The organism is Skermanella stibiiresistens SB22 (assembly GCF_000576635.1).
Classification (GTDB): domain Bacteria; phylum Pseudomonadota; class Alphaproteobacteria; order Azospirillales; family Azospirillaceae; genus Skermanella; species Skermanella stibiiresistens.
Genome location: NZ_AVFL01000049.1, coordinates 1 through 26876, shown reverse-complemented (window position 1 = coordinate 26876; position 26876 = coordinate 1). Strand labels below are relative to the sequence as shown.

The following is a 26876-nucleotide window of genomic DNA, read 5'->3' as shown; positions in this document are numbered from 1 at the left end:
GCTCCCTGTTCCTGGGCTTTGGATGCGCCGCCTCAAAGGGCTGGCGCTTCTTCCTGGAGCGCCCTGCGCTCCATGTAGAGGGCTCGCCGCCGGGCATAGACCGCGCTGATCGGCCGTGCCGCGGCGTCGGGCCGAGGCGGCGCCTCGATCTCCCGCCAGAAGTGGCAGGCGACGCCGTGGTCTTCGGCGTTTGGGCCCATGACCGGCTCCTCGGTCCGGCAGCGGTCGCGGACGTGGGGGCAACGTGTGTGGAACCGGCAGCCGCTGGGGGGATTGAGCGGGCTGGGAACGTCGCCTTCCAGCAATTGCCGGTTGGCCCGCGCCATGGGGTCGGGCAGCGGCACCGCCGACATCAGCGCCTGGGTGTAGGGGTGGCGCGGCGCCGTGAACAGGGCGTTGGTATCGGCCAGTTCGACCATCTTGCCCAGATACATGACGCCGACGCGGTCGGACATGTGCCGGACCACCGCCAGATCGTGGGAGATGATCACCAGCGTCAGGCCGAGCCGCTGTTTCAGATCCTCCAGCAGGTTGATCACCTGGGCCTGGACCGACACATCCAGGGCCGATACCGGCTCGTCTCCGATCACCAGTTCCGGCCCCGCCGCCAAGGCCCTGGCGATGCCGATGCGTTGGCGCTGGCCGCCGCTGAACTCGTGCGGGTAACGGTCGGCGTGGCGCGCCGACAGGCCGACCAGTTCCAGCAACTCGGCCATCCTCTCCCGTTGTTCGCGCCGCGAGCCCAGTTTGTGGACCCGCATCGGCTCGGTCAGGATCTCGCCCACGGTCATGCGCGGGTTGAGCGAGGCGAAGGGGTCTTGGAAGATCATCTGCATGCGGGCGCGCAGCGGGCGCATGTCGCGCTCGCGCACACTGGCGATATCCTGGCCGTGGAAGCGGACGGTGCCGCCGGTCGGATCGATCAGCCGCAGGATCAGGCGGGCCAGGGTGGACTTGCCACAACCGCTCTCGCCGACGATCGCCAGCGTCTCGCCCTTGCGGACCGTGAAGCTGACGCCGTCGACCGCCTTGACCGACCGGCCGATACCGGGCAGCAGCGATTTGCCGGTGGCGAAGTGCTTGGTCAGGCCGTTGATCTCAAGAATGTTCTCTGGTGGCATCGTCATGGCGATCCTTCCTCAAGCCTTCCTCAGGCCGCGCGCACTTCCAGCGGGGCCTTCCAGCAGGCGACGGCGTGGCCGGGCGACAGGTCGGCCAGCGGCGGTTCCTCCGTCCGGCAGTGATCGTCGGCGAAGGGGCAGCGGGTCGAGAAGCGGCAGCCCGACGGCATGTCGGCGGGGGCGGGCACGGAACCCCGGATGGTCGGCAGGCGGCCGATCTCGGAATCGAGACGCGGGATCGAACTCAGCAACCCCAGCGTGTAGGGGTGTTGCGGGTCTGCGAACAGGTCGGTGACCGAGGCCTGCTCGACGATACGCCCGGCATACATGACCGCGACGTCGTCGCCCACCTCCGCCACGACGCCCAGGTCATGGGTGATCAGCAGCACGGCGGTGCCGGTCTCGTCCTGGAGCGTCTTGATCAGGTCCAGGATCTGCGCCTGGATGGTGACGTCCAGGGCGGTGGTCGGCTCGTCCGCGATCAGCAGGCGGGGATCGTTGGCGAGCGCCATCGCGATCATCACGCGCTGGCGCATGCCGCCGGAAAGCTGGTGGGGGTAGTCGCCCATGCGCTGCTCGGGCGCCGGGATGCGCACCCGCTTCAGCATCTCGACCGCGTGGCGTTCCGCCTCCGCCCGTCCGACCGGTCGGTGACGCCGGATACCCTCGACGATCTGGTCGCCGATGGTTAAGACCGGGTTCAGCGAGGTCATCGGCTCCTGGAAGATCATCGCCATCCGGTCGCCGCGGCGCTCGTTCAACTCCTTCCGCGACAGATCCAGGAGGTTGGTGCCGTCGAGCAGGATCTCGCCGTGGCCGACGATCGCGTTGGGAGCCAGCAAACCCATGATCGACAGGGCGGTGACGCTCTTGCCGCAACCCGATTCACCGACCAGGCAGAGCGTCCGGCCGGTCCGCACCGTGAACGACACGCCGTCGAGCACGTTGAAGCCACCCTCGTCGGTGCGAAAGCCAACCTGGAGGTCGCGGATCTCGGCGACCGGAGCCGCCAGGGCGGGGTTCGTGTTGGCGTCCGATCGAGCGGAGGCCCGCGCCAGGATTGGTGATGGAGCCATCAGCCCTCCTCACCGGCGATGCCGGTTTCCAGAACGGTGTTGATGTGATGGGTGATCGCCGCGACCGCCGTGGTGGCGTCACGCGTCCGCAGGGCGTCGATCACGTCCCAATGGCGTTGGGCGGAGATCAGCAGCGGGCGGGTGCGGCCCGGTTCCGCCAGCGTGATCCGGTGAAGGTGGAGCAGGCAGCGGCTGAGGATCGCGTCGAGCGCGGGAAGGCCGGCTCGGCCGAAGATCGTCAGATGGAACTCGCAATCCAGCTCGGTCAGCGCGTACTCGTCGCCGGCCTCCGCCACCCGCTCCATCTCCTCGACGATGCCCGACAAGCGGGCGAGGAACTGGTCGTCGATCAAGGATGCGGCCCGGCGGACGCCCTGCGTCTCCAGGTGGAGCCGCATTAACTGCATCTCGCGGGCCTCGGCCGGGCCGGTCACCGAGACCGTCGTTCCCTTGTAGCCGCCGCGGACGACCAAACCGTCTTCCTGGAGCCGCATCAGGGCCTCGCGGACGGTGCCCTGGCTACAGCCGTATTCGCGGGCGACGGTGATCTCCAGCATCGGATCGCCGGGCTTCAACCCGCCCTTGACGATCTGCCGGCGCAGGTCGTCGTAGAGCACGCTGCCCTTCCGAACCTTGCTGAACTGGATCGTCCCCGCCTCGCCGAGCCGCGCCATGATCGCCCCTGCCCAATATCATTATCGATAACGATATTAGGAGAGCGAACGAAAGATGCGCAAGCGCTTTGTTAACGGAAATTTTACGATTACATCATGGGCGAAATGCTGTTTTAATGAACCGCCGTTTGCCTAGTGAGGCGGCATCACGAGAATTCCGGCACAGGCGACGGGCATCGGCGGAGGCTCCGGTTTCACCTTCGGCGGCGGCGCGGGGGTGGGCACCGGCGGCGGTTTCTCGAACCAGCTCGCCAGTTCGGCGCCGCAGCCGTCGCCGGGCGGCGGAGGGGCTTGATCGGCGCATTGCGGCTGGTCGGGCGGACAGGTCATGCGGACGTGGAAATGCGCCTCGTGCCCGAACCAGGGGCGGATCAGGCGCAGCCACGACCGGTCGGGCCATGTCCGTTCGCACAGCGCCTGCTTGATGCCGGGGGCGACGAAGATGCGCGTGACGCGCGGATCGTCCGCGGCCAGCCGCAACAGCATCGCCTGGGTATCGGTGAACAGACGGGGATCGACATGCTTGGTGATGGGGTCGATCACGCTGGGCAGATCCAGGTCCTCGCGCTGGGACCGGGGCAGTGGCGGCAGGTCGAGCCGCAGCCAGATATCGGCGTCCAATCCGACCTCGTGGCTCGCGTGCCCGCTGGGCATCGGCCCGCCCCGCGGCTGCGACACGTCGCCGACCAGCAAGGTTCCCAGATCGGTCGCCGCGACGCGCTGGCCGAGATTGAGCAGGTACTCGATCGTCTCCGGATGGCCGAAATACCGCGTCCGCGACAGGCGGACGACCTGATGGCCCGGACCTTCGGTCGGCAGCGACCGGGCGCCCCCGATGCATCCGTTGGTGTATGACCCGAAGATCCGCGGCGATCCCGGCGCCGGGGCCGAGACTTTTCCCCATTCAGCCGCTTGATGGGGTTGGGCGTGGGCCGGAAGAGCCGTGCCGGCCGCCAGGCCGACGAGGAAGGCGATGGCTGGAAGGGACGCCGATATCCTGGCCGATATATTGCTTAGCATGACTTCGACCATTTTAAGTTGGCTATGGCGTTCGGGAGTCTCCCCATACGTCTTTCAGCCGTGTAGCATAATCTGGTTAATACACGGTTGCCCGAATCAACGAGGACCGTACTCGCAGGGAGTGGAGAAATGCCGGACATTACGATCGATGTGCACGACCACCAGATGCCGGCCTATCTCGCCGAGCCTGACCGGAGCCGGGTCGGGGGTGTCGTGCTGATCCATGAGATCTTCGGCCTCAACAAGACGATGCGCGCCGTCGCCGACCGCTTCGCCGAAGCGGGTTTCCTGGCGATCTGTCCCAGCCTGACTTGGCGGCAGGGCGACCTGCCGGAGATCGAGCCCGGGGACGAGGCGGCGCTCGAGGAGGGCAGGCGGCGGATGGCCGAGTCCAGTGACGACCAGATGCTGGGGGACGTCAAGGCCGCCGTGCTCCATCTGCGTGAGATGGGGCTGTGCAACGAGCGGGTCGCCACCGTCGGATATTGCGCCGGCGGCAGGATCGCCTTCCTGATGGCGTGCCGGGGCGATACCCAGGCGAACGTCGCGTACTATGGCACCAACATCGACAAGCACTTGGCGGAGGCGGTCAAGCTGACCCGCCCGTTCATGATGCATCTGGGCGAGAAGGATCCGTTCATCCCGCCGGAGACGCGCAAACGGCTGGTCGATCGCCTGTGCCCCGTTGCGGGCGTCGCCATTCACACTTATCCTGGCGTCGGCCATGGCTTCGCCCGTCCCGGCGCTTCTGGTGCCGAGGCGGAGGCGGGCAAGTTGGCCGATCAGCGCACCTTCGACTTTCTGGGGCTCTACCTGCGCTAGCGGGTGGAGGACACGCGACGACGGGAGGCGGATCATGGAAAAAGCGACGTTCGGCGCCGGATGCTTCTGGGGAGTGGAGGCGGCGTTCCGTCATGTCGACGGCGTGACCGGCACGGCGGTGGGCTATCTTGGCGGCACCACGGAGAACCCGACCTACGACGACGTCTGCTCGGACGAGACCGGCCACGCGGAGGTGGTCGAGGTCGAGTTCGATCCCGCGCGGGTCTCCTTCGACCAGATACTCGACGTGTTCTGGCAGATCCACGATCCGACGACCTTGAACCGGCAGGGACCCGACGCTGGAGCGCAGTACCGCTCCGCGATCTTCACCCATTCCCCGGCGCAGGAGGCGATGGCCCGCGCCTCGCTGGAGCGGGCGCAGGCGTCGGGCCGCTTCGCCCGGCCGATCGTGACCGAGATCACGCCGGCTTCGGCCTTCTGGCGCGCCGAGGACTATCACCAGCGCTACCTGGAGCGCCGGGGCATGGCGTCGTGCCACATCTGACCGACGCGCGATGAGGGGCGGCAAGGCGTTCGATCCCAAGGCCGCGCATCGAAAGGTGACGCGTCCGAAGGCGGCCCCGCCGCGCGCGGGCAGGGTGATCCTGTTCAACAAACCCTACGACGTGCTGTCGCAGTTCACCGACCGGGAGCACGGCCGGGCGACGCTGTCGGAATTCATCAAGATCCCCGGTGTCTACGTCGCGGGCCGTTTGGACCGCGACAGCGAAGGCCTGCTGGTCTTGACCGACGACGGCAAGCTGACCGCGCGGATCGCCGACCCGCGTCACAAGCGGCCGAAAACCTACTGGGCGCAGGTCGAGGGCGTCCCGGACGAACGGGCGCTGGAGGCGCTTCGGGGGGGCGTCACGCTGAACGATGGGCCGACGCTGCCCGCCGGGGCCAGCCTGATCGAGGAACCGGCTGGGTTGTGGCCACGCGATCCTCCCATCAGATATCGCGCCGAAATACCGACATCCTGGATCGAGCTGGTGTTGCGGGAGGGGCGTAACCGGCAGGTTCGCCGCATGACCGCCGCGGTGGGCTTCCCGACGCTGCGCCTGATCCGGCGCGCGGTCGGGGACTGGACCTTCGACGGGTTGGCGCCCGGTCAATGGCGTGAGATTTCCATCACCTCGAAGCCTGGAAGCTGATAAAATCACGCTGGCTTCCACATCCCAAGCGTGTCGGGTACCCCCATGTCGATCGATCTCGGCCAGTTCAGGCTTCCGGCGGTGCCGAGCGGCGAACCGCCCGCTCCGAAAGCCTCGAACGCTCCCGCCACTGGCCCGATGGTCGTCATTGGCCTTTTGTCGGCGGCGTTGTTCGGATTGTTCTACATGGCGGCTCTGAACAACCCCAGCATCGTGGCGCCGCCAAAGCCGGTTCCCCTGGTGGCCAAGGTCGCGCCAGTCACCACCGCGAAGCCGGCAGCACCACCCCTGACCTCATCCCAGGTCCCAGCCGCGACCGTGCCGAAGCCGGAGCGCCCGCGTCTGGTGACACGCGGCGAATTGCGCGAGATCCAGACGCTGCTGAAGGACGCCGGCTATGATCCTGGACCAGCCGACGGCCTGATGGGACGCAAGACCCACGGCGCCATCGCCGCCTTCGCCGAAGCCCATGGCATCGAGCTTGGTCCGGAGCCCGACCTCGCGTTGCTGGAGGCGGTGCGGGCCGCCGCGCGGTGAGATCACGGTCCGGAAGGTTGGGGCGGAATCGCGCGCTCGTTCGTTCATCCCATGGCGAATGGACCTGGGAGAAATGACATGGCCAATCAAGCGCCTCAGATGGACGAGGAAACGCTCGCGTTCCTGCTGGAGGTCTTCCAGAAGGTCAGGGCCGGCCTGACCGACGAGGTGGCCGAGTACATGGTGCGGGGATTGCCGCCCAACCTGCGGAACGAGAAGGGCGACAGCCTGCTGATGATCGCCGCGTATAATGGCAACGCCGGCGTCGTCAAGCTGCTGCTCGACCACGGCGCCGACATGGAACTGGCGAACGACAGGGGACAGACGCCCTTGGCGGCGGCCGCGTTCAAGGGTGACATCGGCATCGTCAACATGCTGCTGGACGCGGGTGCCGATGTCGATGGCGCTGGCAATGGTGGCAGGACCGCCTTGATGACGGCGGCGATGTTCAACCGGACCGAGATCGTCGATTTGCTGCTGAGGCGGGGCGCCACGATCGATCTCCGCGACGCAGGCGGCAACACGGCGCAGGCGGCGGCCGAGATCATGAACGCGCCGGACACGCCCGGACAGCTTGCCCGCGCCGCCGCGCGACGCTAGACAAGTCGTTCCCTCCTCCGCGCAGGCTCGAGCATGACCAGGATCCCGTATATCGACGAAGCCCGCCTCTGGAAGCGCCACATGGCGATGGCCAAGATCGGCGCCCTGCCGGGCGGGGGCGTCAACCGTCCAGCCCTGTCCCCGGGCGACGCCCAGTCGCGGAGCTTGCTGGCGCGCTGGGGCGACGAGCTTGGCTTCTCCGTCGCGACCGATCCGATCGGCAACCTGTTCCTGCGGCGGGCCGGCACTGACGATAGCCTGCCGCCGGTGATCAGCGGGTCCCACCTCGACACCCAGCCGACCGGCGGCAAGTTCGACGGCGCGTTCGGCGTGCTCGCCGCCTTCGAGGCGTTGCAAGCGATCCACGAGGCGGGCGTCGTGACAAAGCGGCCGATCGAAGTGGTGTCCTGGACCAACGAGGAGGGCTCGCGCTTCCAGCCCGGTTGCTCCGGGTCGGCGGCTTTCACCGGTGCCGTTCCGCTCGACCAGATCCTGCAGGCGGTCGACCGCGACGGCATCTCCGCCCGCGACGCGCTGGCGGCGGTGCTGGCGAGCGAGCGCGGCATGCCGGTGCGACCCCTGGGCTTCCCCGTGGCGGCCTATCTGGAATGCCATATCGAGCAAGGCCCCAGGCTGGAGGATGCCGGCGTGCCCGTCGGGATCGTCACGGGCATGCAGGGCTCGCGCTGGTTCGCGGTCGAGATCCTGGGTGACGAGGCCCACGCGGGAACCACCCCGCGCCGCAACCGGCGCGACGCGCTGACCGCCGCCATCGCCATGGTGTCGGCGCTGGAACGGCTGATGTTCGACGAGGAGGACCTTGTCCGCTTCACCGTCGGCCGGTTCGAGGTCCAGCCGGGATCGCCCAACACCATTCCGGGCCGGGTCTTCTTCACCATCGACTTCCGCCATCCAGAGGCCTCGACCCTGAAGCGCCTGGGCGATCAGGTCGACGCGGTTTGCCGGGCCCACGCCAATCCGTGCACGGTCACGATCATCGAGACCTTCAACAGCCAGCCGGCCGAGTTCGACCCGGCCGTCATCGCCGCCATGCGCGGCGCCGCCGAGCGCTTGGCCATCCCCACGATGGACCTGTCCTCGGGGGCGCTGCACGACGCCAAGTTCCTTCAGGACGTCTGCCCCAGCGGCATGATCTTCGTGCCCTGCGAACGCGGCATCAGCCATAACGAGGCGGAGAACGCCAAGCCAGCGGACCTGGCGGCGGGTGCGCGCGTGCTGGCCGAGGCGCTGGTCACGCTGGCGAACGCCTGATCGACGGGGCGCGTGTGGGAAGGTGCGACGGATCGCGCGGGGGAAACGGGAGGTGTGGCGTTGCACAATGGGGTCAACGCAGCATTACCGGAGACCCCCCATGGCCGAAGTTCTTTTCTATGCCAAGCCCGACGATACAGCCAACGCCAAGCAGAAGACCCAACTGGAGGCCGCCGGCCACACGGTGATCGCCCGCGACCTGCTGTCCGAGCCCTGGACGCCGGAGACGTTGCGCCCCTATTTCAACGACCGTCCCGTCGAGGAGTGGTTCAACCGCTTCGCGCCCGCCGTCCGCAGCAAGGCCGTCGTGCCGGCGGAACTGGACGAGGCGGCGGCGATCGAGGTCCTGATCAAGGACCCCGACCTGATCCGCCGTCCGCTGATCCAGGTCGGCGACCGCCGCGAGGTCGGGTACGACCCGACGACGCTCAACGCCTGGATCAGCCTCGTCCCGGTGTCGGATGGCATGTCATGCGAGGACAAGCATGCCCAGGGCCGTTGCGACCATGGGCATGGTCATCATCATCACTGATCAGGTTAGTCAGGCCGAAGGGCGTCAGGGCAGCAGGGCGCCCTTGGTGTTGACGTAGACCGCGTAGAGCGACGTGCTGCCGGTCATGAACAGGCGGTCCCTCCGGGGGCCGCCGAAGCAGACGTTCGAGCAGATCTCCGGCAGGTGGATCTTGCCGATGATCTTGCCTTCGGGCGAGAAGACATGGACCCCGTCGAAGCCTTCGCCAGCCCAGCCGGCCGCGGCCCAGACGTTGCCGTCGATGTCGGTGCGCATGCCATCCGCCAAGCCCGGCGCCATGTCGGCGAAAACGCGGCCATTGGTCAGGCTCTTGCCATCCACCACATCGAACACGCGGATTTGCTTTGGCACGTCCTCGCCGGTGTCGGCGATGTAGAGCTTCGACTGGTCCGGGGAGAAGCAGAGCCCGTTGGGTCGGCGGAAATCCCCGGCGACGACGGTGGCGCGTCCCGTGCCGGGGTCGATCCGGTAGACGTTGGTCGGCAGCTCGAACTGGGCCTTGCCGCCCTCGTAGTCGCTGAGGATGCCGTAGCCGGGATCGGTGAACCAGATGCCACCGTCGGAATGCACCACCGCGTCGTTTGGAGCGTTCAGCCGCTTGCCCTCGAAGCTGTCGATCAGGACGGTGATGCTCCCGTCGTATTCGGTCCGGGTGACGCGCCGGCCGCCATGTTCGCAGCTGATCAACCGGCCTTGGCGGTCGCGGGTGTTGCCGTTGGTGTAATTGGAATTGGCACGGAAGACGCTGACCGCGCCGCTCTCCTCGGTCCACCGCATCAGCCGGTTGTTGGGGATGTCGCTCCAGACGAGATAGCCGCCGTCCCGGAAATAAACTGGTCCCTCGGCCCAGCGCAGCCCCGTCGCCAGACGCTCCACGTTGGCGTTACCGACGCGGTAGTTGGCGAAACTCTTGTCCACGACCTCGATCGCGTCATCGGGATAACGCACGGGCTGCGGATCGCCCCAGTCGCGGGCCAGGGCTGGACCGGCGGCCAGCGTCGCGGCGCCCGCGGCGGCCGTTTTAAAGAGCGCTCTTCTCGCGATTTCCATGATGTTTCCTCCCGGTTTGGCAGCTGATTGGATGGCTGCACTCTTTGGTTTACGTCGAGAGGATGACACTGGCACGCCGGCTTGGCGATATGTCCGGTCAGTCCATACCCATCCGAGTTCCCTTAAACCTTGCGATGGAACAACCATGGTTCTTGCTGGTTGTAGAGCGGTGCGGGCGTGACCCGCGAAGTTCAACAGCCGACGAGAGTGTGTTGTCATGCCAATACCGTCAAAAACCCGGAGCCTGGGCGGGATTTGCCTGGTCGCCGGCGCCCTGGCGCTGAGCGCCTGCGCCGGCAACGTCCCGGCGCCGACGGAACAAGTGACGCTGTCGGACAACATCATCCGCAACGCCGAGGAAGCTGGTGCCGTCCAGCATTCACCCGTGGAACTCAACATGGCGCGCGACAAGCTGGAAGGCGCCCGCCGCGAGATGCAGGACGAGAACAACGAGAAGGCGCTCCGACTGGCCGAGGAGGCCGAGGTCGACGCCCGTCTCGCCGAACTGAAGGCGCGTACCGCGACCACCAAGGAAGCCGTTGCCGCCGTGCAGTCCAGCATCGACACGCTGCGCCGCGAGTTGAACGCCGGTCCCATGAATCGGCCGACGAGTTGAGGGAGACGCTGGAAATGAACAAGCACATGACCATCCTGCGCCGTCTGGCGCTGGGCGCCTCCGCCTGCGCGTTGCTGGCCGCCTGCGCCAATTCCCCGACCGAGACGCCGACCGTCAGCCGGGCGGCCTCCGCCTACGACAGCGTCCGCAACGATCCCAAGGTCGTGAGCACCGCGGCGCTCGAACTCCAGCGCGCCGAGCAGCAGCTTCGCGATGCCCAGGCCGCCCAGGCGGCAGGCGAGGATGTCGCCGCGGTCGACCACGAAGCCTATCTGGCGGCCCGCCGCGCCGACATCGCCGCCCAGACCGCCGCCCTGCGCGACGCGGAGCAGCAGATCACCCAGGCCAACCAGAGCCGCGACCAGGTGATGCTCAACGCCCGCTCGGGTCAGGTCCAGAGCCTGCAACGGCAGCTGGCCGAGCTTCAGGCCAAGCAGACCGACCGCGGCATGGTGCTGACGCTGGGTGACGTTCTGTTCGAGGTCGGGCGCGCCGAACTGCGCCCGGCGGCGGACCGCACCGTTACCCAGTTGGCGGCGTTCATGCGCCAGAACCCGAACCGGTCGGTCGAGATCACGGGTTTTACGGACAGCACCGGTAGCGTTGAACTGAACCAGACCCTGTCCGAGCGCCGGGCGGAGTCCGTTCGTCAGGCCCTGGTTTCGCAGGGGATCAACCCGCAGCGCATCGTGACACGGGGTCTTGGGCCGGCACTTCCCGTCGCCAGCAACAACACGAGCGGTGGGCGCCAGCAGAACCGGCGCGTCGAGATCACGATTTCGGACGAGAACGGCTCGATTCCGCCCCGTGGTGCTTGAGACTCGGTTATGATCGCTACCCTCCGTCATGGGTCGGCGCAACCAACGCGGTGGCGCCCTGACGGGTGGCGGAGGGTTCGCTTGCCATGAGGTCACTGAGGATCCGATCTTCCAAACCCGCTTGGGTGCTGGCCGTGGCCTGGATGCTGGCCCTGGGGCATGGCGGCGCTTTGGCCGCCGACCCGGCCAGCGGCAGCGGCGAACCGCCGGTCCATGTTATCGACGGCGATACTGTCGAGGTGTCGGGTATCGTCCATCAGTTGGGTGGTATCGACGCGCCCGAACTGGGTCAACGATGCTTGAACAAGTCGACCTTGTACGAGTGCGGCCACGAGGCCGCCTTCGCGCTCCGCAAGATGCTCGGGTTCATGCCGGTGTCGTGCAACCCACCGTCGCGTGACCAAGGCGGCGGCGAGGTCCAGTGCGTCGGCAGGGCTGGCAATTTGGCTCTGCTGCTCGTCCAGCAAGGGATGGCCGTCGCGAAACCCGGAGCGTCACCCGAATACTCCGAGGCGCAGAGGGTGGCGAAGGATAGCCGGCTGGGCATATGGCGCGGCGACTTCGTGTCACCGGAACGATGGCGCGCCGGGGAGCGCCTGGACGCCGAAAGGCAAGCCCCGGCGCATTGCCCTGTCAAGGCGTTCGTCCAGGATGGTGTCAAGGTCTACATCGTGCCGACCGATCCCGGCTATGGCGAGGTGTCGGCCGAACCGGCAACGGGCGAGCGCCGCTTTTGCGGCGACGAGCAAGCCGCGGCGGCTGGTTATGAACACGCGGGTTCACACGGGCCGAAGCCCGGATCTCCGTAATTTTCGGGAACTCCGGCGCGTCTCGGTGGTTGTGCGACTGTTCGTGGTGTCGTCTCCGACCTTCGGGGCGCGCGACTGTCAGCGGGAGTGGAGAATGCAAGAAAACAGGACGGTTGATTTGCCCTTGAGCGGTCTCTTCGCCAACCTGCGCCAGGAGGCTACCCTCCTGGTCAAACGCGAGATCGAATTGGCTCGCGTCGAGGCTGGACAGAAAGTCGGGCAGATCACCCGCGGCGGCGTGGCGCTGGTCGTGGGTGGCGCCGTGCTGTTCGTCGGTATCCTGTTCCTGATGCTGGCGGCGACATATGGCTTGGAAAAGGTGGTGGTGCCATGGATGGCGGCCCTGATCGTCGGCGGCGCTGTTCTACTGGTCGGTGTCATCATGTTGCTGAAGGGCGTCAGCAACATGAGGAACCTGAACCTGAAGCCTGAGCGGACGATGGAAACCCTGAAGGGGGACGCTGGTCTGGTCCGGAGCCGCGCGTCGTGACCGGGTATGGCCGCTCCGCGTCGGAGATCCAGCGCGAGATCGGCGAGACCCAAGCCAATCTGGCGCGGACGCTGTCGCAGCTGGAAAGCAAGGTGGCACCCCGGGAGTTGCTGGATGAGATCACCGGCGCGCTGCGGTCGCGCGGCGGTCACCGGCTGGCCGACGCGATCCGCGACAATCCCATCCCGGCGGCGCTGATCGCGCTGGGTGTGGCGTGGCTGGCGGTGTCGGTCGCCTCGACCACGCCCCAGCCGGACCGCTTCGTGGCCGATGCCAAGGGATGGCGCCGGAGAGGCGTGCTGTCGGCCCAGTCGCTGATTGGCGATGATGTCCGCAACTTGGAAAACCAGCCGCTGGGACGGATCGAGGACATCATGATCGATGTTCCGACCGGACGCGTCGCCTACGCGGTGCTGTCGTTCGGCGGCATCCTGGGAATGGGCGAAAAGCTGTTCGCGCTGCCGTGGCAGGCGCTTCGCGTCGACGAGCGGAAGCGGCAAGTGACCATCGACATGGACAAGGCGCGCCTCAAGGAGGCACCTGGCTTCGACAAGGACAACTGGCCCGACATGGCCGACCTGTGCTGGAGCGGCAGGGTCCACCACTTCTGGATGGGCCGTGACGGCGATATTCTGCACCGACGTGTCATGTCGGCGGGATCGCTCGCCGGCGATGGCGTCCGCAATCCCCTGGGCGAGGAGTTGGGGACGATCGAGGCGACCATGGTCGATCTAACCGACGGGCGGGTGGTCTACGCCGTCATGTCGTTCGGCGGAACCTTGGGCTTCGGCGGGAAGCTGTTCGCCCTTCCTTGGCGCGCGCTCCGCCTGAACGAGGCGGAAAAGCGGTTCGTGCTGGATGCGGATCGCGATCGGCTCGAGCGGCTGGAAGGTTTCGACAAGAACGACTGGCCCGACATGGCCGATCCCGCCTGGAGCGGCCGTGTCGAGATGCGCTTCGCGCGCTAGCGTCCTCAGCCGCCGGGAAGCACGAGGATCTGCTGGTAAGGCAAGTTCTGTCGGGACAGCGTCACGGTGGCGCTGTCCGCCATCCTCACCTCGTAACGCTTATCCATCCGCTGAAGAAAACCGTTCAAGGTACTGGCTCCGAAGTAGTGCATCGGGATCACGACCGGTGGCCTGATCTGGTCTATCACCTCGACCATATAATCCTGAGCCATGGTGTAGGCGCCGTCGACCGGCACGAGCAGCACGTCGATGACGCCAAGTTCGGCCAAATGCTGATCGGTCAGGGTATGGTGCAGGTGGCCAAGATGGGCGACGCAGAGACCTCCCGCCTCGAACACGAAGATGGAGTTTCCGTTCATCCGCGTGCCGCCCATGTCGCGAAGGTTGGTCGGCACGTTCCGCACCCGCATGTCCCGGACCGTGACATCGTGGATCGCCATGCCGCTTCCTTCCGCCCAACCCCTCAGCACGTGGCCGATGCCGGGATCGGGGCTGTCGGTGTAGTGGGTCGAGTGCGCGTTGTTCATGGTCGCGATGTCGGGAACCCGTTCCGGCCGGATATAGCCGTTGTAATCGGTCACCGCCGCGACATCCTCCGGGCTTTCGATCAAGAAGGTGGAATGGCCGAGGAAGGTGAGCCGGAGCGATCCGTCCGCCGGGGCCGCGATGGTGGTGAAGCCGGCGAGCCGGATCGGGCCGGCGGGGTTCGACGCGACCGGCAGGCAAATGGCTAGCGCGCTTGGAGCCACGGCCATCATGGCCATGGCGGCGACGGCGCCGGTGATCAGGTGGTGGAGGTCTTTCAGGATCTGGATCAAAGCGGCTTCTCCCGGTTTGACGCATGCGACCCGATGAAGCTTGAACCATGCGCGGCCAGGATCAAGTCGTGATGAGTGAACCAGTGGACACGCGGCGCTGTTCTATCTCCAGTCAAGACGTTGAATTCGCGAAGGGAGCGTGAGGTGATGGGACCGATGTCGTTCAGGACCGTGCTGATGATCGCGGGGGCCGCGACACTGCTGGCCGCCTGCGCCAATCCCAACGCCGATAAGGCCGCGGATGCCCGCCAGACCCTTGTCGGGATGCCCAAGGAGACCCTGCTGTCCTGCGCCGGCGTCCCGCAGCGGACCGCCCAGGTTGGCGATAGCGAGTTCATGACCTATGCCAGCGCCGAATATTCCGGCGGTGGCCCCACCACGTCGTTTGGCGTCGGCGGGGGCAGTGGCGGATCTGGTGTCGGTTTCGGCATCGGCATCCCTCTGTTCGGGGGAGGCGGTGGTGGCTATTCAAGCAGTTGCGAGGCGACCTTCACGGTGCGGAATGGCGTCGTCCAGCAGCTGAGCTACACGGGTTCCGCCGGGGCGTCCGCGTCGCTGGGGCAGTGCTACAGGATCGTGGAGAACTGCGTGGCCCAGGTGCCGGCCGGCGCGATCCCGCCGCGCTGAATGATACCGTCAGCGGGCGGTATCCCGAAGGTTGGCGCTGAACACCCGGATCGCGTCGGCCAAGTCGGGGATCGCCCGCTCGGTAGCGGCCACGCCTTCCTCGATGGCGTCGGCCGCGCGGTCGAACTCCAGCAAGCCGACATGACCCAGCCTGGGCGAGATCTGCACGTCGGGCGGGTCGCTGGCCAATCGCGCCCGGCCGATCCTGTCGGTGATGATGCCAAGGGACGACACCATGACGCCGAACACGCTGGGACCCTCGTAGTCCCGTGTGAAGATGCGTCGGGTCAGGCTATCCAGGCGCGACGGCGGCGGGGCTTGCGGCGTGGCGGGAGTCTGCTCCAGCACCTGGAGCAGGTCGAAACCGGCGGCGGTCGCGATGTTGGAACCCGGCTTCCGCGCCTTGCCCAGGATGTCGGCGTTGAGGTTGACGGCGATCACCATCTCGGCGCCGAGCGCCCGGCACGCCGACACCGGCACCGGATCGACCAGCGCGCCATCCACGAGCCAGCGCTGGTCGATGCACATCGGGGGGAAGACGCCGGGCAGGGAGAACGAGGCGCGCAGAGCCTCCGCCAATCCGCCGGTCCTCAGCCAGACCTCGTGGCCGGTCACCAGATCGGTGGCGATGGCGGCGAAGGGGATCGGTAGATCCTCGATCCTCCGGTCGCCCATGTGTTTCTTCATCTCGCCCATCAAGCGGCCGCCGCCGATCAGGCCGCCGTTCCGGACCCGAAGATCGAGATAGCTGACGATCTTCCTGCGGCTCAGGCCGCGCGCCCACTCCTCCAGCGCGTCCAGGCGCCCCGCCAGAAATGTTCCGCCGACCAGCGCACCGACGGAGGTGCCAGTGACGATATCCGGCTCGATGCCCAGCCGATGGAGTGCCCGGAGGACGCCGATATGCGCCCAGCCGCGCGCGACACCCGCGCCAAGGGCCAAACCAATGCGGGGACGGGTGCGGATCAGGCTGGTATCGTCTGGCATGCGAGCACCTGCGTGATGCTTTATGGGGACCGCCGTGAGGGCCAATGGTACTCGGCGGTGGTTAACCGATGATCAAATGTTACGTCCGGCGGCACATCCTGGCTGTGACGGCCTTCACCCAGTTCCGTCATTCGCGCCGCGTCGTCCCGCGACGATGGAGGCTGGGTTGTGGAGAAAGTCATCTCTGGCTAATTGCCTTCGGATCGGTCAAGTTCGGGCCGGTTCGATGTGGCCGGGAGGGTTGACGACCTTCGGCCGACCTGTTTCCGAGTCCGATACCGCGCTTCATGAAAACCGATACGCCTCGCTCCGTGACGAAAACATTCGATACGAAACCCTTCGACAGGGCCACGACGCGCCACACGGCCACTTGGCCGCTGCTGCGGCGGCTGATCGCGACCTACCTGCGGCCCTATCGCTGGACGCTTGCGCAGGCGGTGATGTGGATGGCCCTCGCCGCCATCACCACCGGCGCCATGGCCAAGCTGATGGAACCCATCATCGACGAGGTGTTCCAGAACCGCAATCAGGCCATGCTGTTTCCGGTCGCCGCGGGAGTGCTAACCGCCTTTGCCCTGCGGGGGATATCGACCTACTTCCACAGCGTGCAGATGAACCAGATCGGGCAGCGGATCGTCGCCGATGTCCAAAGCGATATGTACGCCCACCTGCTGCGTTCCGACCTATCGTTCTTCCATGGCACCTCGGCGGGGCAGTTGATCTCGCGGATGGTCAACGATGTGGGATTGATGCGACTGGCGGTCGCGGAGTGCCTGACCGGCCTGGGCAAGAGCGTGCTGACCTTGGTGATCCTGGTGGCGGTCATGTTCCAGCAGGACTGGGTGATGGCGACCGGCGCCTTCCTGGCGTTTCCCATCGCGTCGTATTTCGTCGCCAGCATCGGCAAGCGGCTGCGCAAGGTCTCGGCCAACACGCAGGCGGAGCTTGGTCACTTCTCCACGATCCTGAACCAGACGCTCCAGGGTGCCCGCCACGTCAAGGCGTACGGCATGGAGGCGTACGAGAGGGATCGTGTCGGCGGCATCATCGAAAATCTCTACAACTTGATCCACAAGGGCTTCAAGGTATCGGCCATGTCGGGGCCGATCACCGAGGTCCTGAGCGGGTTGGCGATCGTCAGCGTCATCGTCTATGGCGGGTTCCAGGTCATCAACGGGACGCGTACGGCGGGCGCCCTATTCTCGTTCATCACCGCCTTCCTGCTGGCCTACGAGCCGATGAAGCGGATGGCGAAGCTGAACGGCCAGCTTCAGGGGGGCCTCGCCGCCGCCGACCGGGTCTTCGCCCTGCTCGACACGGCGCCATCGATCGTCGATCGCCCAGGGGCCAAGGCGCTGGAGGTGGCGCGGCACGACATTCGGTTCGACCGGGTCGAGTTCTCGTATGGCGACGACAAGCAGGCGCTGCACGGCATCTCCATCGAGGTGCCGGAGGGCCAGACCGTGGCGCTCGTCGGACCATCGGGCGCCGGCAAGTCGACCCTGCTGAACCTGATCCCACGCTTCTACGATGTCACCGGCGGCGCCGTCCTGATCGGCGGAGTCGACGTCCGCGACGCGACCCTGTCCAGCTTGCGGAACGAGATCGCGCTGGTCAGCCAGGAGGTGGCGCTGTTCGACGATTCGATCCGGGCCAACATCGCCTATGGTCGTCTTGGCGCCAGCGAGGACGAGATCGTGGCCGCAGCCAAGGGGGCTGCCGCCCACGACTTCATCATCGGTCTGCCCGATGGTTACGACACGATGGTGGGCGAGTTCGGGGTCAAGCTGTCGGGCGGCCAGCGGCAGCGGATCTCCATCGCGCGGGCCATGCTGCGGAACGCTCCGATCCTGCTGCTGGACGAGGCGACCTCGGCGCTCGACACCGAGTCGGAGCGGGCGGTGCAGGGCGCGCTGCGGACCTTGCAGCACGGCCGCACGACGCTGGTGGTCGCGCACCGCCTGTCCACCATCGTCGATGCCGACCGTGTCTATGTGATTCATGACGGTCGGGTGGCCGAGACGGGCACACATGCCGAGCTGCTGCGCCAAGATGGCATCTACGCGCGGCTATGGGGCATGCAGAGCGGATCGGGCCAAGGTGGGGCCGATTTAGGTGGAGCCGAATTGGGCGAAGCCGAGCCAGCGGTCACCCCCCGGATCTGACGCCCGAAGTTTTTTTCTCGTCCGGGGGATTGCACTGGGGGGTGCTTCCGTTAATCTAGGAACGATGCGTCGAGAGTCGTGACTCCCGCATAGCCTCCCCGCCAATTTTTGTTCTCCAACACGGTAGGTCGCCGTGCCTGATATCGTCATATCCGAGCCCATGCATGAAGCGGCTGTCCATGATCTGGGCCGCAGCTTCGAAGTCCGATACGACCACGCGCTGGCGCGTGATGGAATCGCGTTGAGCGGCGCCGTCGCCGACGCGCGCGCCCTGATCGTGCGCGACCGGACCATCATCGACGCCGATCTCCTGGCGGCGGCGCCGCGCCTGCGCGTGATCGGCTGCCTTGGCGCCTGCGCGGGCCAAGTCGATCTGGAGGCGTGCCGTGAGCGTGGCATCGAGATCCACACCTATGAGGCCGGGGCCGAGTTGACGACCGCCGATCGCGTGATCTCTGGCTTGACCCGCCTGCTGGGCCGCTCCGGCTGGATGCCCGGCAAGGGGGAGAAGACGCTGGGGCTCGTCGGCTTCAACCCGACCGCCCGTGAGGTCGCCGGCCGCGCCCGCGCCTTGGGACTTCAAGTCTGGGCTTACGATCCGCTGGTCGATCGGGAGAGCCCTTTGTGGGCGGACCTCAATGTCCAGCCGGTGGGACTGCTCCATCTGCTCGAGTGGTGCGACGCGGTCAGCCTGCATCTCCGCCTGACGGAGGAGACCCGCGAGCTGATCGACTGGGAGACCATCACCGAGATGCGTCCCAGCGCCGTCCTGATCAACGCCTCCCATTCCGGCCTGGTGGACAATGGCGCCGTCCTGGGCGCCGTCCGCACTGGCCGTCTGTCCGGAGCCATGCTCGATCTGGAGGAGGACGATTCCCATGCCGAGTTGGACACCCGCAACGCGGCGGACGCCCGGATCGGCGCCTTGATCGCACACAAGGTTCGGACCACACTGGAGCGGCGCGAGGACATTTAGGCGCCGGTCCAAAACAGGCATTGGGGAGAGAGGGAAAATGCGGGTCGTCATCGCGCTGCTGAAGCATGAGACCAACACCTTCTCCCCCGTGCCGACGCCGCTGGAGCGGTTCGGGAATGGCGGCCCCGCATGGGGCTCGGACGCCTACAACGCATACCGGGGCACCGCCACGCCGATGGGCGCCTTCATCGACTTGGCCGAGGCGGAGGGTGCCGAGATCGTCACCCCGGTCGCCGCCGAGGCTTGGCCCAGCGGCCCGGTCAGCGACGACGCCTACATGCGATTGACCGGCGCCATCCTGGAGGAGGTCGCCAAGGGCTGCGACTGCGTCCTGCTCGACCTGCATGGCGCCATGGTCACCGAAAGCCTGGAGGACGGCGAGGGCGAGTTGCTGGCTCGCGTCCGCAAGCTGGCGCCCGACGTGCCGATCGGCGTCGCGTTGGACCTGCATGGCAACCTGTCGGAAAAAATCGTCTCCAACGCCACCGCCGTCGCCGGTTTCAAGACCTATCCCCACGTCGACATGTACGAGACCGGAGAGCGCGTCGGGCGGATCACGTTGGGCGCCGTCAAGGGAACCTGCCGTCCGGCGATGGCCTGGGGCAGCAAGCCGATGCTGCCGCACGTGATGCGGATGGGCACGGCGGAGGCACCCATGCGCGACTTGGTGGACGAGGCGCGACGGCTGGAGCGGGACGGCGCGCTGGCGGTCAGCGTGTTCGGCGGCTTCCCCCACGCGGATATCCGCGACGCGGGCATCGGCGTGGTGACGGTGACCGAGGGCGACCTCACCGAGGCCAAGTCGATCCGCGACGGGCTGCTGGAGGAGGCGTGGCGCCGCCGGGAGGAATTCGTCTATCACGCGGAGCCGCTGGCCCAGTCGGTGGCGCGCGCCGCGAGGCTGGCCGACGGTCCGGTGCTGATCCTCGACCATTCCGACAACTGCGGTTCCGGCGGCACGCAGGACGTGACCACCGTTCTCGCCGAGATCATCCGGCAGGATTTGAAGGATGTCGTCGCCTTCGCGATCCACGACCCGGCGGCGGTCGCGCGGCTGATCGAGGCGGGCGTCGGGGCGCGGGTGACGCTGGACATTGGCGGCAAGCTGGCGATGCCGGCGATCGGGCTGCAGGGCAGGCCGCTGACCGTCTCGGGCGTGGTGCGGGTGATCACCGACGGCGAATATACGATCCGGGGGCCGATGTACACGGGCGTGCGGGTCGGCATGGGGCGAACCGTCGTTCTGGATACCGGCTCGGTCGAGATCGTCCTGATCGAGCGCCATCACGAACCCTGGGACCTGGGATGCCTGCTCAGCCTCGGCATCGACCCGGCGGCGAAGCGCCACATCATGCTGAAGTCGCGCATCCACTATCGCGCTGGCTTCCAACCCATCGCCAAGCATATCGTGGAATGCGCCGGTGACGGCGTCACCACCTCGGACTATGGACGCCTTCACTTCGAGCGCGTCCGCCGGCCAATATATCCCCTCGACGACATGTGAAGACCTGCCATCGTGCGCATCCTCGTGATCCAAAACAGCCAGCGGGCGCCCGCCGGGCTGCTCGGCCAATACCTCGTGGAGTTCGGCGCCGACCTCGTGACCGTCACGCCGCCCGAGGGTGAGAGCCTGCCCGCCGATACCGCGGAGTTCGACGCGGCCTTGGTACTGGGCGGCCCTCAGTTCGCCGGCGATGACGAGTCCAACCCCTACCTGCCGGCCCAGCTCGACCTGATGCGCGGATTCGCGGCTGGTGGCAAGCCGGTGCTGGGCGTTTGCCTGGGCGCCCAGCTGCTGGCACGGGCCCATGGCGCCAGGGTCTACAAGCACAGCTTGATGGAGCGGGGATTCCGGCCGATCGCGCGCACGACTGCTGGCGCGGACGATCCGCTGCTGAACGCGCTGGGGTCCCAGCGTCACATCATGCAGTGGCACTACGACACGTTCGACCTGCCCGCCGGTGCCGTGCTGCTAGCGACCGGACCGGATTGCGCCAACCAAGCGTTCCGGCTGGGCGACAGCCAGTATGGGCTTCAGTTCCACCCCGAGGTGGACGCCGCCATCGTTCGCGATTGGGTCGAGATGTACAAGACCGAGGCCGAACCGGAAGAGGACCACGCCGCCGTCGCGCGCCAGATGGACGCCGAGTTGGCGGAGCACCTGGACGAGGCCAGCGAGTTCGTCCGCGACCTCGCCCGTAATTGGATGGAGTTGGTGCGGGAAAAGACGCCTCGGGTCAGCCGTTGAGCGCTTTCAACGCTTCCGGCGTGTCGATGTCCAGCAGCGTGCCGTCGCCTTCCATCGCGACCTCGCAGACCTGATCCGAGTGGGCGCCGATCAGGTGCTTGGCGCCGACGTCTCCGGCCAAGTCACGCATTTCCGCGATGAAGCGCCGGTCCCACAGGACGGGATTGCCGCGCTTGCCGTTGACGGTGGGAACGCAGATGGCGCGGCCCTCCAGCGGGCTGTACGCGGCGATCAAACGGTTCAGCGTGTCGGCCCCGACGCGCGGCATGTCGCCCAGGCAGACCAGCACGCCGTCGATGTCATCGGGTAGCGCCGCCAGTCCAGCCCGGAGAGAGGTGCTGAGACCGTCGGCGTAGTTGGGATTGTGGACGAACGTGATCTCGTGGCCGGCCAAGGCGGCGCGGACCGCGTCCGGATCATGCCCGGTGACGACGACGACGGGACCGGCGTGGGATGCCGTCACGGCCTCCAGCGCGTGCGCCACCATCGGCTTGCCGTCAACCTCCGCGATCATCTTGTTGAGGGCACCCATGCGACGCGACTGCCCCGCCGCCAGGATCAGCGCCGCGATCCGAGGTGCCCGGGGCGATTGGGCTTCCGTGGCGGTGGCGGCGGCGCGGGGCAGGGGACGCGTCGGGATCTCGGTCAACAGGCCACCAGCCCCCATCATCATGATATCCCGGCGCGTCACCGGCACCCCGGCCGCCAGACGCTGGAGCACCCAGTCGAAACCGTTCAGCTTGGGCGAGCGGGCGCAGCCGGGCAATCCCAGGATCGGCAGCGGGCCGCGATGGGCCAGCAGAAGCAAATTGCCGGGATCGACCGGCATGCCGAAGTGCTCGACCGCGCCGCCGGCCCGCTCGATACCCGCCGGCAGCACGTCGCGCCGGTCGGTGATGGCGGAGGCGCCCGCGATCAGCAGCAGGTCGATGTCGCCCACCGCCGCCTTGGCGACCGCGTCGGCGACGGCTTCCTCGGTGTGATCGACGCGGATCTCGTCAACCAGGGTGGAGCCGATCGCGGTCAGTCGGTCGCGCGTGACGCCGACGGTCTTGTCGAGCACGCTCTCCTTCATGCCGGGCAGGCGCGTCTGGATCAGCAGCGTCCGCAGGGGCTGGAAACCGGCGACGCGCACCAGTGGCCCGCCCTCCGCCGCGATGGCCTCGGCCTCGGCGACAACCGCCTCTGGGGCGGCGAAGGGGATGATCTTGATGGTCGCGATCATCTGTCCGGCTTCCACCGGGGCGAACGCCGGCAGTGTCGCGAGCGTCACCGACTCGTCGATCAGGTTCAGCCGGTTGAGCCTGTCCACGTCCACCACGCAGACACCGGCCGTCGACGCGAACAGGTTGACCCGTCCGGTGAAGGCGGCGCTGACGGTCAGGCCGGGTCCGGCCGCCACCTGGGCCACCCGGGACGCCGCGATATCCTCGCCGACATCGCCGTCATCCAGACAGGCGGCGGTCACCCGCTCGATGCCAGCGCGTTCCAAGGCGGCGATGTCGTCGCCGCCCAGCACGCGGCCCTTCTTGAAGGCGAGGCCGTCGCTCTTGACCGAATGGACCAGGATGGCACCGAGGGCGTCCTGGGGAGGTACCTTGCCAAAGCGCATCCGCGGTCAGGCCGCCGCCGCGCTGGAGGAGGGTTCCCGGCGCAGCACCTGGGTGATCTGCGCCATGATCGCCAAGGCGATCTCCGCCGGGCTCACGGCGTCGATCGCCAAGCCGACCGGGGCGTGGATGCGGCTGATCTCCGACTCGCTGTAGCCAGCCTCGCGCAGTCGGTCGACCCGCTTGCCATGGGTCTTCCTGCTGCCGAGCGAGCCGACATAGAACGCGGGCGAGCGGAGCGCCACGTGGAGCGCCGGATCGTCCAGCTTGGGATCATGGGTCAGGGTGACGATGGCGGTGCGGCTGTCGATCACCAACTCCTTCAGCGCGTCGTCCGGCCATTCGCCATTCATGGTGATGCCGGGAAAGCGGGCGTCGGTCGCGAAGGCGCGGCGGGGATCGACCACCACGACATCGTATCCAGCCAGCGACGCCATCGGCGCCAGCGCCTGGGCGATGTGGACGGCGCCGATGATGATCACCCGTAGCGGAGGATTGTAGGAATGGATGAACAGCCGGCTGTCGCCGATCTCCACGATGCCGCTGCGGTCCTCGCGAAGGTACTTCTGAACCTCGGCCAATTCCTCGCGGTCCAGGCCGAAGCCGCCATGGGCGACATCTTGCCCGACCAGCGTCTGCATGCCCGATCCAAGGTCGGTCACCAGGGCCACGGGACGCTTCTCCGCGCGTGCCGTGACCAATCTCTGAAGGAGTTCGGTCTTCATTCCACCGCCTCGACATAGACCTGGACTTTGCCGCCGCAGGCCAGTCCCACTTCCCACGCGGTCTCGTCCGCCACGCCGAAGCTGAGCACGCGCGGCTCGCCGTCCTTCATGGTTTCCAGCGCCTGATGGACCACGGCGCCCTCGATGCAGCCGCCGGACACGGAGCCCTGCATGGCGCCGGTCTCGTCCACGACGAGTTGGCTGCCGACCGGACGCGGCGAGGAGCCCCAGGTGGAGACCACCGTCGCCAGGGCCACCCGCTTGCCCTCGGCCCGCAGGGCCGCCGCGATCTCGGGAATGTTGTTCTCGTAAGTCATGCTGAAGCCACCTCCGCAAGCCATCGCGCCATGCCGCCGTGGCGCCGGGGTCCGACATGGTCGAGCACCTTCGCCAGATCGGCGAGGCTGGCTAGATTGTGAACCGGGCGGAAATCATCGACATGAGGCATGATCGCCCGGATACCACTGGATTTCGGCTCGAACCCGTCATAGCGCAAGAGGGGATTGAGCCAGATCAGCCGACGGCAGCTCTTGTGCAGCCGCTCGATCTCCTCGGTAAGCCCCTCCGCCGCGTCGCGGTCAAGGCCATCGGTGATCAGGATGACCACGGCGCCCTGGCCGAGCACGCGCCGAGACCACACCCGGTTGAAGTCGTGAAGACTGCGCCCGATGCGTGTTCCGCCCGACCAGTCCTGGACGACGCCGGAGACCTTCTCCAGCGACACATCGATGTCCTTGTAGCGCAGGTACCGCGTCACGTTGGTCAGCCGCGTGCCGAACAGGAAGGTGTGGACGCGGTCGCGGTCGTTGGTGACCGCGTGGAGGAAGTGCAGCAGCATCCGCGAGTACCGGCTCATGGAGCCGGAGATGTCGCACAGCACGACCAGCGGCGGATGCCGCTCGCGCCGCCGCTTGGTCGCCAAGTCGATCACGTCGCCGCCCGAACGCAGCGTCTTTCGCAATGTCGCCCGCAGGTCGGCGCGGCGGCCAGCGGGGCTCAACTCGAACCGCCGGGTCGGCACGGTCATGATCGGCAGCGACATGCGCTTGATGATCGACTTCGCCATGGCGATCTCGGCGGCCGACATCTTCTCGAAGTCCATGGTCTGGATCAACTCGCGATCCGACCACGTCAGCGAGGCGTCGATCTCGATCTCCTGGTCCTGCTCACCGGCCTCCCCGGCGCCTGGATTGGGCTTGTTGTTCTGGAGCGCCTCGGCAAGCCGGCGTGACATCTCCGGGCCTTCCTGCTTCAGGTCGGCCTTCAGCGAGGGCAGCAGCAGCGCCATCATGCGCTTGAGGATGTCCGGATTGCGCCAGAAGACGTGGAACGCCTGATCGAACAGTTCGCGCTGGTCGCGCCGGTTGACGAAGACGGCGTGCAGCGTCCAGTAAAAATCCTTGCGGTTGCCGATGCCGACCGCCTCGACCGCCTCCAAGGCCTGGAGCACCTTGCCCGGCCCGATTGGCAGCCCCGCCGCTCGCAGGCAGCGGGCGAAATGCATGATGTTGGCGGAAAGCCGCCCGCCGTCGATCTCGATGTCGCGGGTGTCCTGAACCATCTCGGTGTCAGAGCGACGGGGTGGCGGACAGTTCGGCTTTGACCTGATTCAGGATGCGGTTGGCCTCGCTGCCCTGGATCTTGGCGATGTCGTCCTGGTACTTCAGCAACGTGCCGAGCGTGTCGTTGATCGTCTCCGGATCAAGCTCCAGCCGGTCGAGCTGGGTCAGGGCCTGGGCCCAGTCCAGGGTCTCGGCGACGCCGGGCAGCTTGAACAGGTCCATGCTCCGCAGGCGCTGGACGAAGCCCACCACCTGTCGCGACAGGCGTTCCGGCACGTTGGGCGCCTTGACCCGCAGGATCTCCTGCTCGCGCGCGGCGTTGGGATAATCGACCCAGTGGTAGAAACAGCGGCGCTTCAGCGCGTCGTGGATCTCGCGCGTCCTGTTGGACGTGATGATCACCATCGGCGGATGCTCGGCCTTGATGGTGCCGATCTCCGGGATGGTGATCTGGAAGTCCGATAGGACCTCCAGCAGATAGGCCTCGAACGGCTCGTCGGTGCGGTCCAACTCGTCGATCAGCAGGACGGGCGGGCCGTCGATCCCGGACTCGAGCGCCTGGAGCAGCGGACGCTTGATCAGGAACTCCGGGGAGAAGATGTCGCCGCCCAAGCTCTCCCGGTTCCGGTCGCCGGTCGCCTCGGCGAGCCGGATCTCGATCATCTGGCGGGCGTAGTTCCATTCGTATACGGCGGAGGCGACATCCAGGCCCTCGTAGCATTGCAGCCGGACCAGCCGGCGGCCCAGCGTATTGCTCAGCACCTTCGCGATCTCGGTCTTGCCGACCCCCGCCTCGCCTTCGAGGAATAGCGGACGGTTCAGCTTCATCGCCAGATAGAGGGCCGTCGCCAGGGACCGCTCGGCGACATAGTCGCCACGCTGAAGCAGATCCAAGGTTTCATCGACGGAAGCGGGCAGGGGATTTGTCATGATCACGCGTCATGTGAGGGCAAGGCCGAAGATCGGCATATGGTGCGCCGGAGAGGTGCGGGAAGTGGCTGCACCTAGGCGCAGGCCGCCACCGCCCGCTTGGCCATGACCTTGACCAAGCTGGCCCGGTACTCGGCACTGGCGTGGATGTCGGCGTTGAGGCCGTCGGCATCCACCGTCAGACCATCCAGGGCCGCCGGGTTCAGGCCACCGGCCAGCGCCTGCTCGGCCTCGGTCCAGCGATAGACGCTGGGAGCGGCGCCCGTCACCGCGACGCGGACGCCACCGCCGACCTCCGCCACCAGCACGCCGACCGTGGCGTAGCGGCTGGCGGGGTTCGGGAACTTGACATAGGCGGCCTTGCCCGGCTTCGGGAAGGCCACGGCCGTGACGATCTCGTTGGGCTCCAGCGCCGTCTCGAACATGCCGGTGAAGAAGTCCTCGGCCGGGATCGTCCGCGTCGTGGTGTGGACGGTGGCGCCCAAGCCGACCAGCGCCGCCGGGTAGTCGGCGGACGGATCGTTGTTGCAGATCGAGCCGCCGATGGTGCCGCGGTTCCGCACCTGGGCGTCGCCGATGCCCTCGGCCAGCTTGGCGAGCGTCGGGATCACCCGCTTAACCACCGCGCTGGCCGCCACCTCGGCGTGCGGCGTCGTGGCGCCGATCACC

30 protein-coding genes are annotated in these 26876 nt (G+C 67.1%); 17 read left to right on the top strand and 13 right to left on the bottom strand.

Features of this window, described 5'->3' with window-relative positions; genetic code table 11:
- Positions 1 to 32: 32 nt before the first annotated feature.
- The 4 genes from N825_RS33020 to mepA all read right to left on the bottom strand — a co-directional run bounded on the left by N825_RS33020 (position 33) and on the right by mepA (position 3891).
- Positions 33 to 1127, bottom strand: coding sequence for an ABC transporter ATP-binding protein (locus N825_RS33020; protein ID WP_037461112.1), 1095 nt, complete (start codon positions 1125 to 1127; stop codon positions 33 to 35).
- 23 nt (positions 1128 to 1150) lie between these two features.
- On the bottom strand, positions 1151 to 2197 hold the full coding sequence (locus N825_RS33015) for an ABC transporter ATP-binding protein (RefSeq protein ID WP_084165287.1): 1047 nt from the start codon (positions 2195 to 2197) through the stop codon (positions 1151 to 1153).
- A complete protein-coding gene (locus N825_RS33010) occupies positions 2197 to 2871 on the bottom strand; it encodes a GntR family transcriptional regulator (RefSeq protein ID WP_051513922.1) in 675 nt (224 codons plus the stop codon). Before N825_RS33010 ends, N825_RS33015 begins: the two co-directional genes overlap by 1 nt.
- 132 nt (positions 2872 to 3003) lie before the next feature.
- Positions 3004 to 3891 carry a penicillin-insensitive murein endopeptidase gene (gene mepA, locus N825_RS33005; protein WP_037461147.1) on the bottom strand — a complete coding sequence of 296 codons (888 nt, stop codon included), beginning with the start codon at positions 3889 to 3891 and terminating at the stop codon, positions 3004 to 3006.
- Positions 3892 to 4020: 129 nt separating this feature from the next.
- Between mepA and N825_RS33000 the strand changes: the two genes are divergently transcribed.
- The 7 genes from N825_RS33000 to N825_RS32970 all read left to right on the top strand — a co-directional run bounded on the left by N825_RS33000 (position 4021) and on the right by N825_RS32970 (position 8808).
- Positions 4021 to 4713: a dienelactone hydrolase family protein gene (locus N825_RS33000; RefSeq protein ID WP_051513917.1), complete on the top strand. Its 693-nt coding sequence runs from the start codon at positions 4021 to 4023 to the stop codon at positions 4711 to 4713.
- A gap of 34 nt (positions 4714 to 4747) precedes the next feature.
- A complete protein-coding gene (msrA, locus tag N825_RS32995; RefSeq protein WP_037461110.1) occupies positions 4748 to 5218 on the top strand; it encodes a peptide-methionine (S)-S-oxide reductase MsrA in 471 nt (156 codons plus the stop codon).
- A 10-nt stretch (positions 5219 to 5228) separates the two neighbouring features.
- The gene (locus tag N825_RS32990; RefSeq protein WP_084165286.1) at positions 5229 to 5867 is read left to right on the top strand and encodes an rRNA large subunit pseudouridine synthase E; all 639 of its coding nucleotides are present in this window, start codon (positions 5229 to 5231) and stop codon (positions 5865 to 5867) included.
- Between the two features lie 45 nt (positions 5868 to 5912).
- Positions 5913 to 6404 (top strand): peptidoglycan-binding domain-containing protein, encoded by a 492-nt coding sequence (locus N825_RS32985; RefSeq protein ID WP_037461108.1) that lies wholly within the window; start codon positions 5913 to 5915, stop codon positions 6402 to 6404.
- Between the two features lie 78 nt (positions 6405 to 6482).
- Positions 6483 to 7004: an ankyrin repeat domain-containing protein gene (locus tag N825_RS32980; RefSeq protein ID WP_037461107.1), complete on the top strand. Its 522-nt coding sequence runs from the start codon at positions 6483 to 6485 to the stop codon at positions 7002 to 7004.
- Between the two features lie 33 nt (positions 7005 to 7037).
- Positions 7038 to 8276, top strand: coding sequence for a Zn-dependent hydrolase (locus N825_RS32975; protein ID WP_037461106.1), 1239 nt, complete (start codon positions 7038 to 7040; stop codon positions 8274 to 8276).
- A complete protein-coding gene (locus tag N825_RS32970; RefSeq protein WP_425423764.1) occupies positions 8230 to 8808 on the top strand; it encodes an ArsC/Spx/MgsR family protein in 579 nt (192 codons plus the stop codon). The genes N825_RS32975 and N825_RS32970 overlap by 47 nt, the downstream gene beginning before the upstream one ends.
- A gap of 24 nt (positions 8809 to 8832) precedes the next feature.
- On the opposite strand, the gene N825_RS32965 is transcribed toward N825_RS32970, so the two are convergent.
- Positions 8833 to 9858, bottom strand: a complete 1026-nt coding sequence (locus tag N825_RS32965; protein ID WP_157619710.1) for an SMP-30/gluconolactonase/LRE family protein — start codon at positions 9856 to 9858, stop codon at positions 8833 to 8835.
- A gap of 217 nt (positions 9859 to 10075) precedes the next feature.
- Here N825_RS32965 and N825_RS32960 point away from each other — a divergent pair, with 217 nt between their 5' ends.
- From N825_RS32960 to N825_RS39985, 5 genes are all read left to right on the top strand, one after another.
- Positions 10076 to 10474, top strand: coding sequence for a DUF4398 domain-containing protein (locus N825_RS32960; protein ID WP_037461101.1), 399 nt, complete (start codon positions 10076 to 10078; stop codon positions 10472 to 10474).
- Between the two features lie 14 nt (positions 10475 to 10488).
- Entirely contained in the window at positions 10489 to 11292 is an 804-nt protein-coding gene (locus tag N825_RS32955) for an OmpA family protein (RefSeq protein WP_037461099.1), read from the top strand.
- 86 nt (positions 11293 to 11378) lie between these two features.
- Entirely contained in the window at positions 11379 to 12101 is a 723-nt protein-coding gene (locus N825_RS37325; protein WP_084165285.1) for a thermonuclease family protein, read from the top strand.
- 94 nt (positions 12102 to 12195) lie between these two features.
- Positions 12196 to 12591 carry a phage holin family protein gene (locus tag N825_RS39990; protein ID WP_037461097.1) on the top strand — a complete coding sequence of 132 codons (396 nt, stop codon included), beginning with the start codon at positions 12196 to 12198 and terminating at the stop codon, positions 12589 to 12591.
- The gene (locus N825_RS39985; RefSeq protein ID WP_198039024.1) at positions 12588 to 13559 is read left to right on the top strand and encodes a PRC-barrel domain-containing protein; all 972 of its coding nucleotides are present in this window, start codon (positions 12588 to 12590) and stop codon (positions 13557 to 13559) included. The genes N825_RS39990 and N825_RS39985 overlap by 4 nt, the downstream gene beginning before the upstream one ends.
- 5 nt (positions 13560 to 13564) lie before the next feature.
- On the opposite strand, the gene N825_RS32930 is transcribed toward N825_RS39985, so the two are convergent.
- Positions 13565 to 14377, bottom strand: a complete 813-nt coding sequence (locus tag N825_RS32930) for an MBL fold metallo-hydrolase (protein WP_051513910.1) — start codon at positions 14375 to 14377, stop codon at positions 13565 to 13567.
- A gap of 156 nt (positions 14378 to 14533) precedes the next feature.
- Between N825_RS32930 and N825_RS32925 the strand changes: the two genes are divergently transcribed.
- Positions 14534 to 15004 carry a hypothetical protein gene (locus N825_RS32925; RefSeq protein WP_245613301.1) on the top strand — a complete coding sequence of 157 codons (471 nt, stop codon included), beginning with the start codon at positions 14534 to 14536 and terminating at the stop codon, positions 15002 to 15004.
- A gap of 9 nt (positions 15005 to 15013) precedes the next feature.
- Here N825_RS32925 and N825_RS32920 read toward each other — a convergent pair whose 3' ends face one another.
- The gene (locus tag N825_RS32920) at positions 15014 to 15991 is read right to left on the bottom strand and encodes a patatin-like phospholipase family protein (RefSeq protein WP_037461093.1); all 978 of its coding nucleotides are present in this window, start codon (positions 15989 to 15991) and stop codon (positions 15014 to 15016) included.
- A gap of 311 nt (positions 15992 to 16302) precedes the next feature.
- Here N825_RS32920 and N825_RS32915 point away from each other — a divergent pair, with 311 nt between their 5' ends.
- The 4 genes from N825_RS32915 (at position 16303) to N825_RS32900 (ending at position 21380) form a co-directional block, all read left to right on the top strand.
- On the top strand, positions 16303 to 18156 hold the full coding sequence (locus N825_RS32915; RefSeq protein ID WP_051513924.1) for an ABC transporter ATP-binding protein: 1854 nt from the start codon (positions 16303 to 16305) through the stop codon (positions 18154 to 18156).
- A gap of 133 nt (positions 18157 to 18289) precedes the next feature.
- Positions 18290 to 19132 carry an NAD(P)-dependent oxidoreductase gene (locus N825_RS32910; protein ID WP_281174394.1) on the top strand — a complete coding sequence of 281 codons (843 nt, stop codon included), beginning with the start codon at positions 18290 to 18292 and terminating at the stop codon, positions 19130 to 19132.
- 37 nt (positions 19133 to 19169) lie between these two features.
- A complete protein-coding gene (locus N825_RS32905; RefSeq protein WP_037461090.1) occupies positions 19170 to 20636 on the top strand; it encodes a M81 family metallopeptidase in 1467 nt (488 codons plus the stop codon).
- Between the two features lie 12 nt (positions 20637 to 20648).
- Positions 20649 to 21380: a type 1 glutamine amidotransferase gene (locus N825_RS32900; RefSeq protein WP_037461088.1), complete on the top strand. Its 732-nt coding sequence runs from the start codon at positions 20649 to 20651 to the stop codon at positions 21378 to 21380.
- On the opposite strand, the gene N825_RS32895 is transcribed toward N825_RS32900, so the two are convergent.
- The 6 genes from N825_RS32895 to N825_RS32870 form a co-directional block, all read right to left on the bottom strand.
- Entirely contained in the window at positions 21370 to 22992 is a 1623-nt protein-coding gene (locus N825_RS32895; protein WP_037461085.1) for an NTP transferase domain-containing protein, read from the bottom strand. The genes N825_RS32900 and N825_RS32895 overlap by 11 nt on opposite strands.
- 6 nt (positions 22993 to 22998) lie before the next feature.
- Positions 22999 to 23715 carry an XdhC family protein gene (locus tag N825_RS32890; RefSeq protein ID WP_037461083.1) on the bottom strand — a complete coding sequence of 239 codons (717 nt, stop codon included), beginning with the start codon at positions 23713 to 23715 and terminating at the stop codon, positions 22999 to 23001.
- Positions 23712 to 24032, bottom strand: coding sequence for an XdhC family protein (locus N825_RS32885; RefSeq protein WP_037461082.1), 321 nt, complete (start codon positions 24030 to 24032; stop codon positions 23712 to 23714). The genes N825_RS32890 and N825_RS32885 overlap by 4 nt, the downstream gene beginning before the upstream one ends.
- On the bottom strand, positions 24029 to 25276 hold the full coding sequence (locus tag N825_RS32880) for a vWA domain-containing protein (RefSeq protein ID WP_051513903.1): 1248 nt from the start codon (positions 25274 to 25276) through the stop codon (positions 24029 to 24031). The genes N825_RS32885 and N825_RS32880 overlap by 4 nt, the downstream gene beginning before the upstream one ends.
- Before the next feature lie 7 nt (positions 25277 to 25283).
- A complete protein-coding gene (locus N825_RS32875) occupies positions 25284 to 26207 on the bottom strand; it encodes an AAA family ATPase (protein WP_037461128.1) in 924 nt (307 codons plus the stop codon).
- Positions 26208 to 26281: 74 nt separating this feature from the next.
- Positions 26282 to 26876 (bottom strand): FAD binding domain-containing protein (locus tag N825_RS32870; protein ID WP_037461079.1); only part of this gene is annotated, 595 nt, incomplete at its 5' end.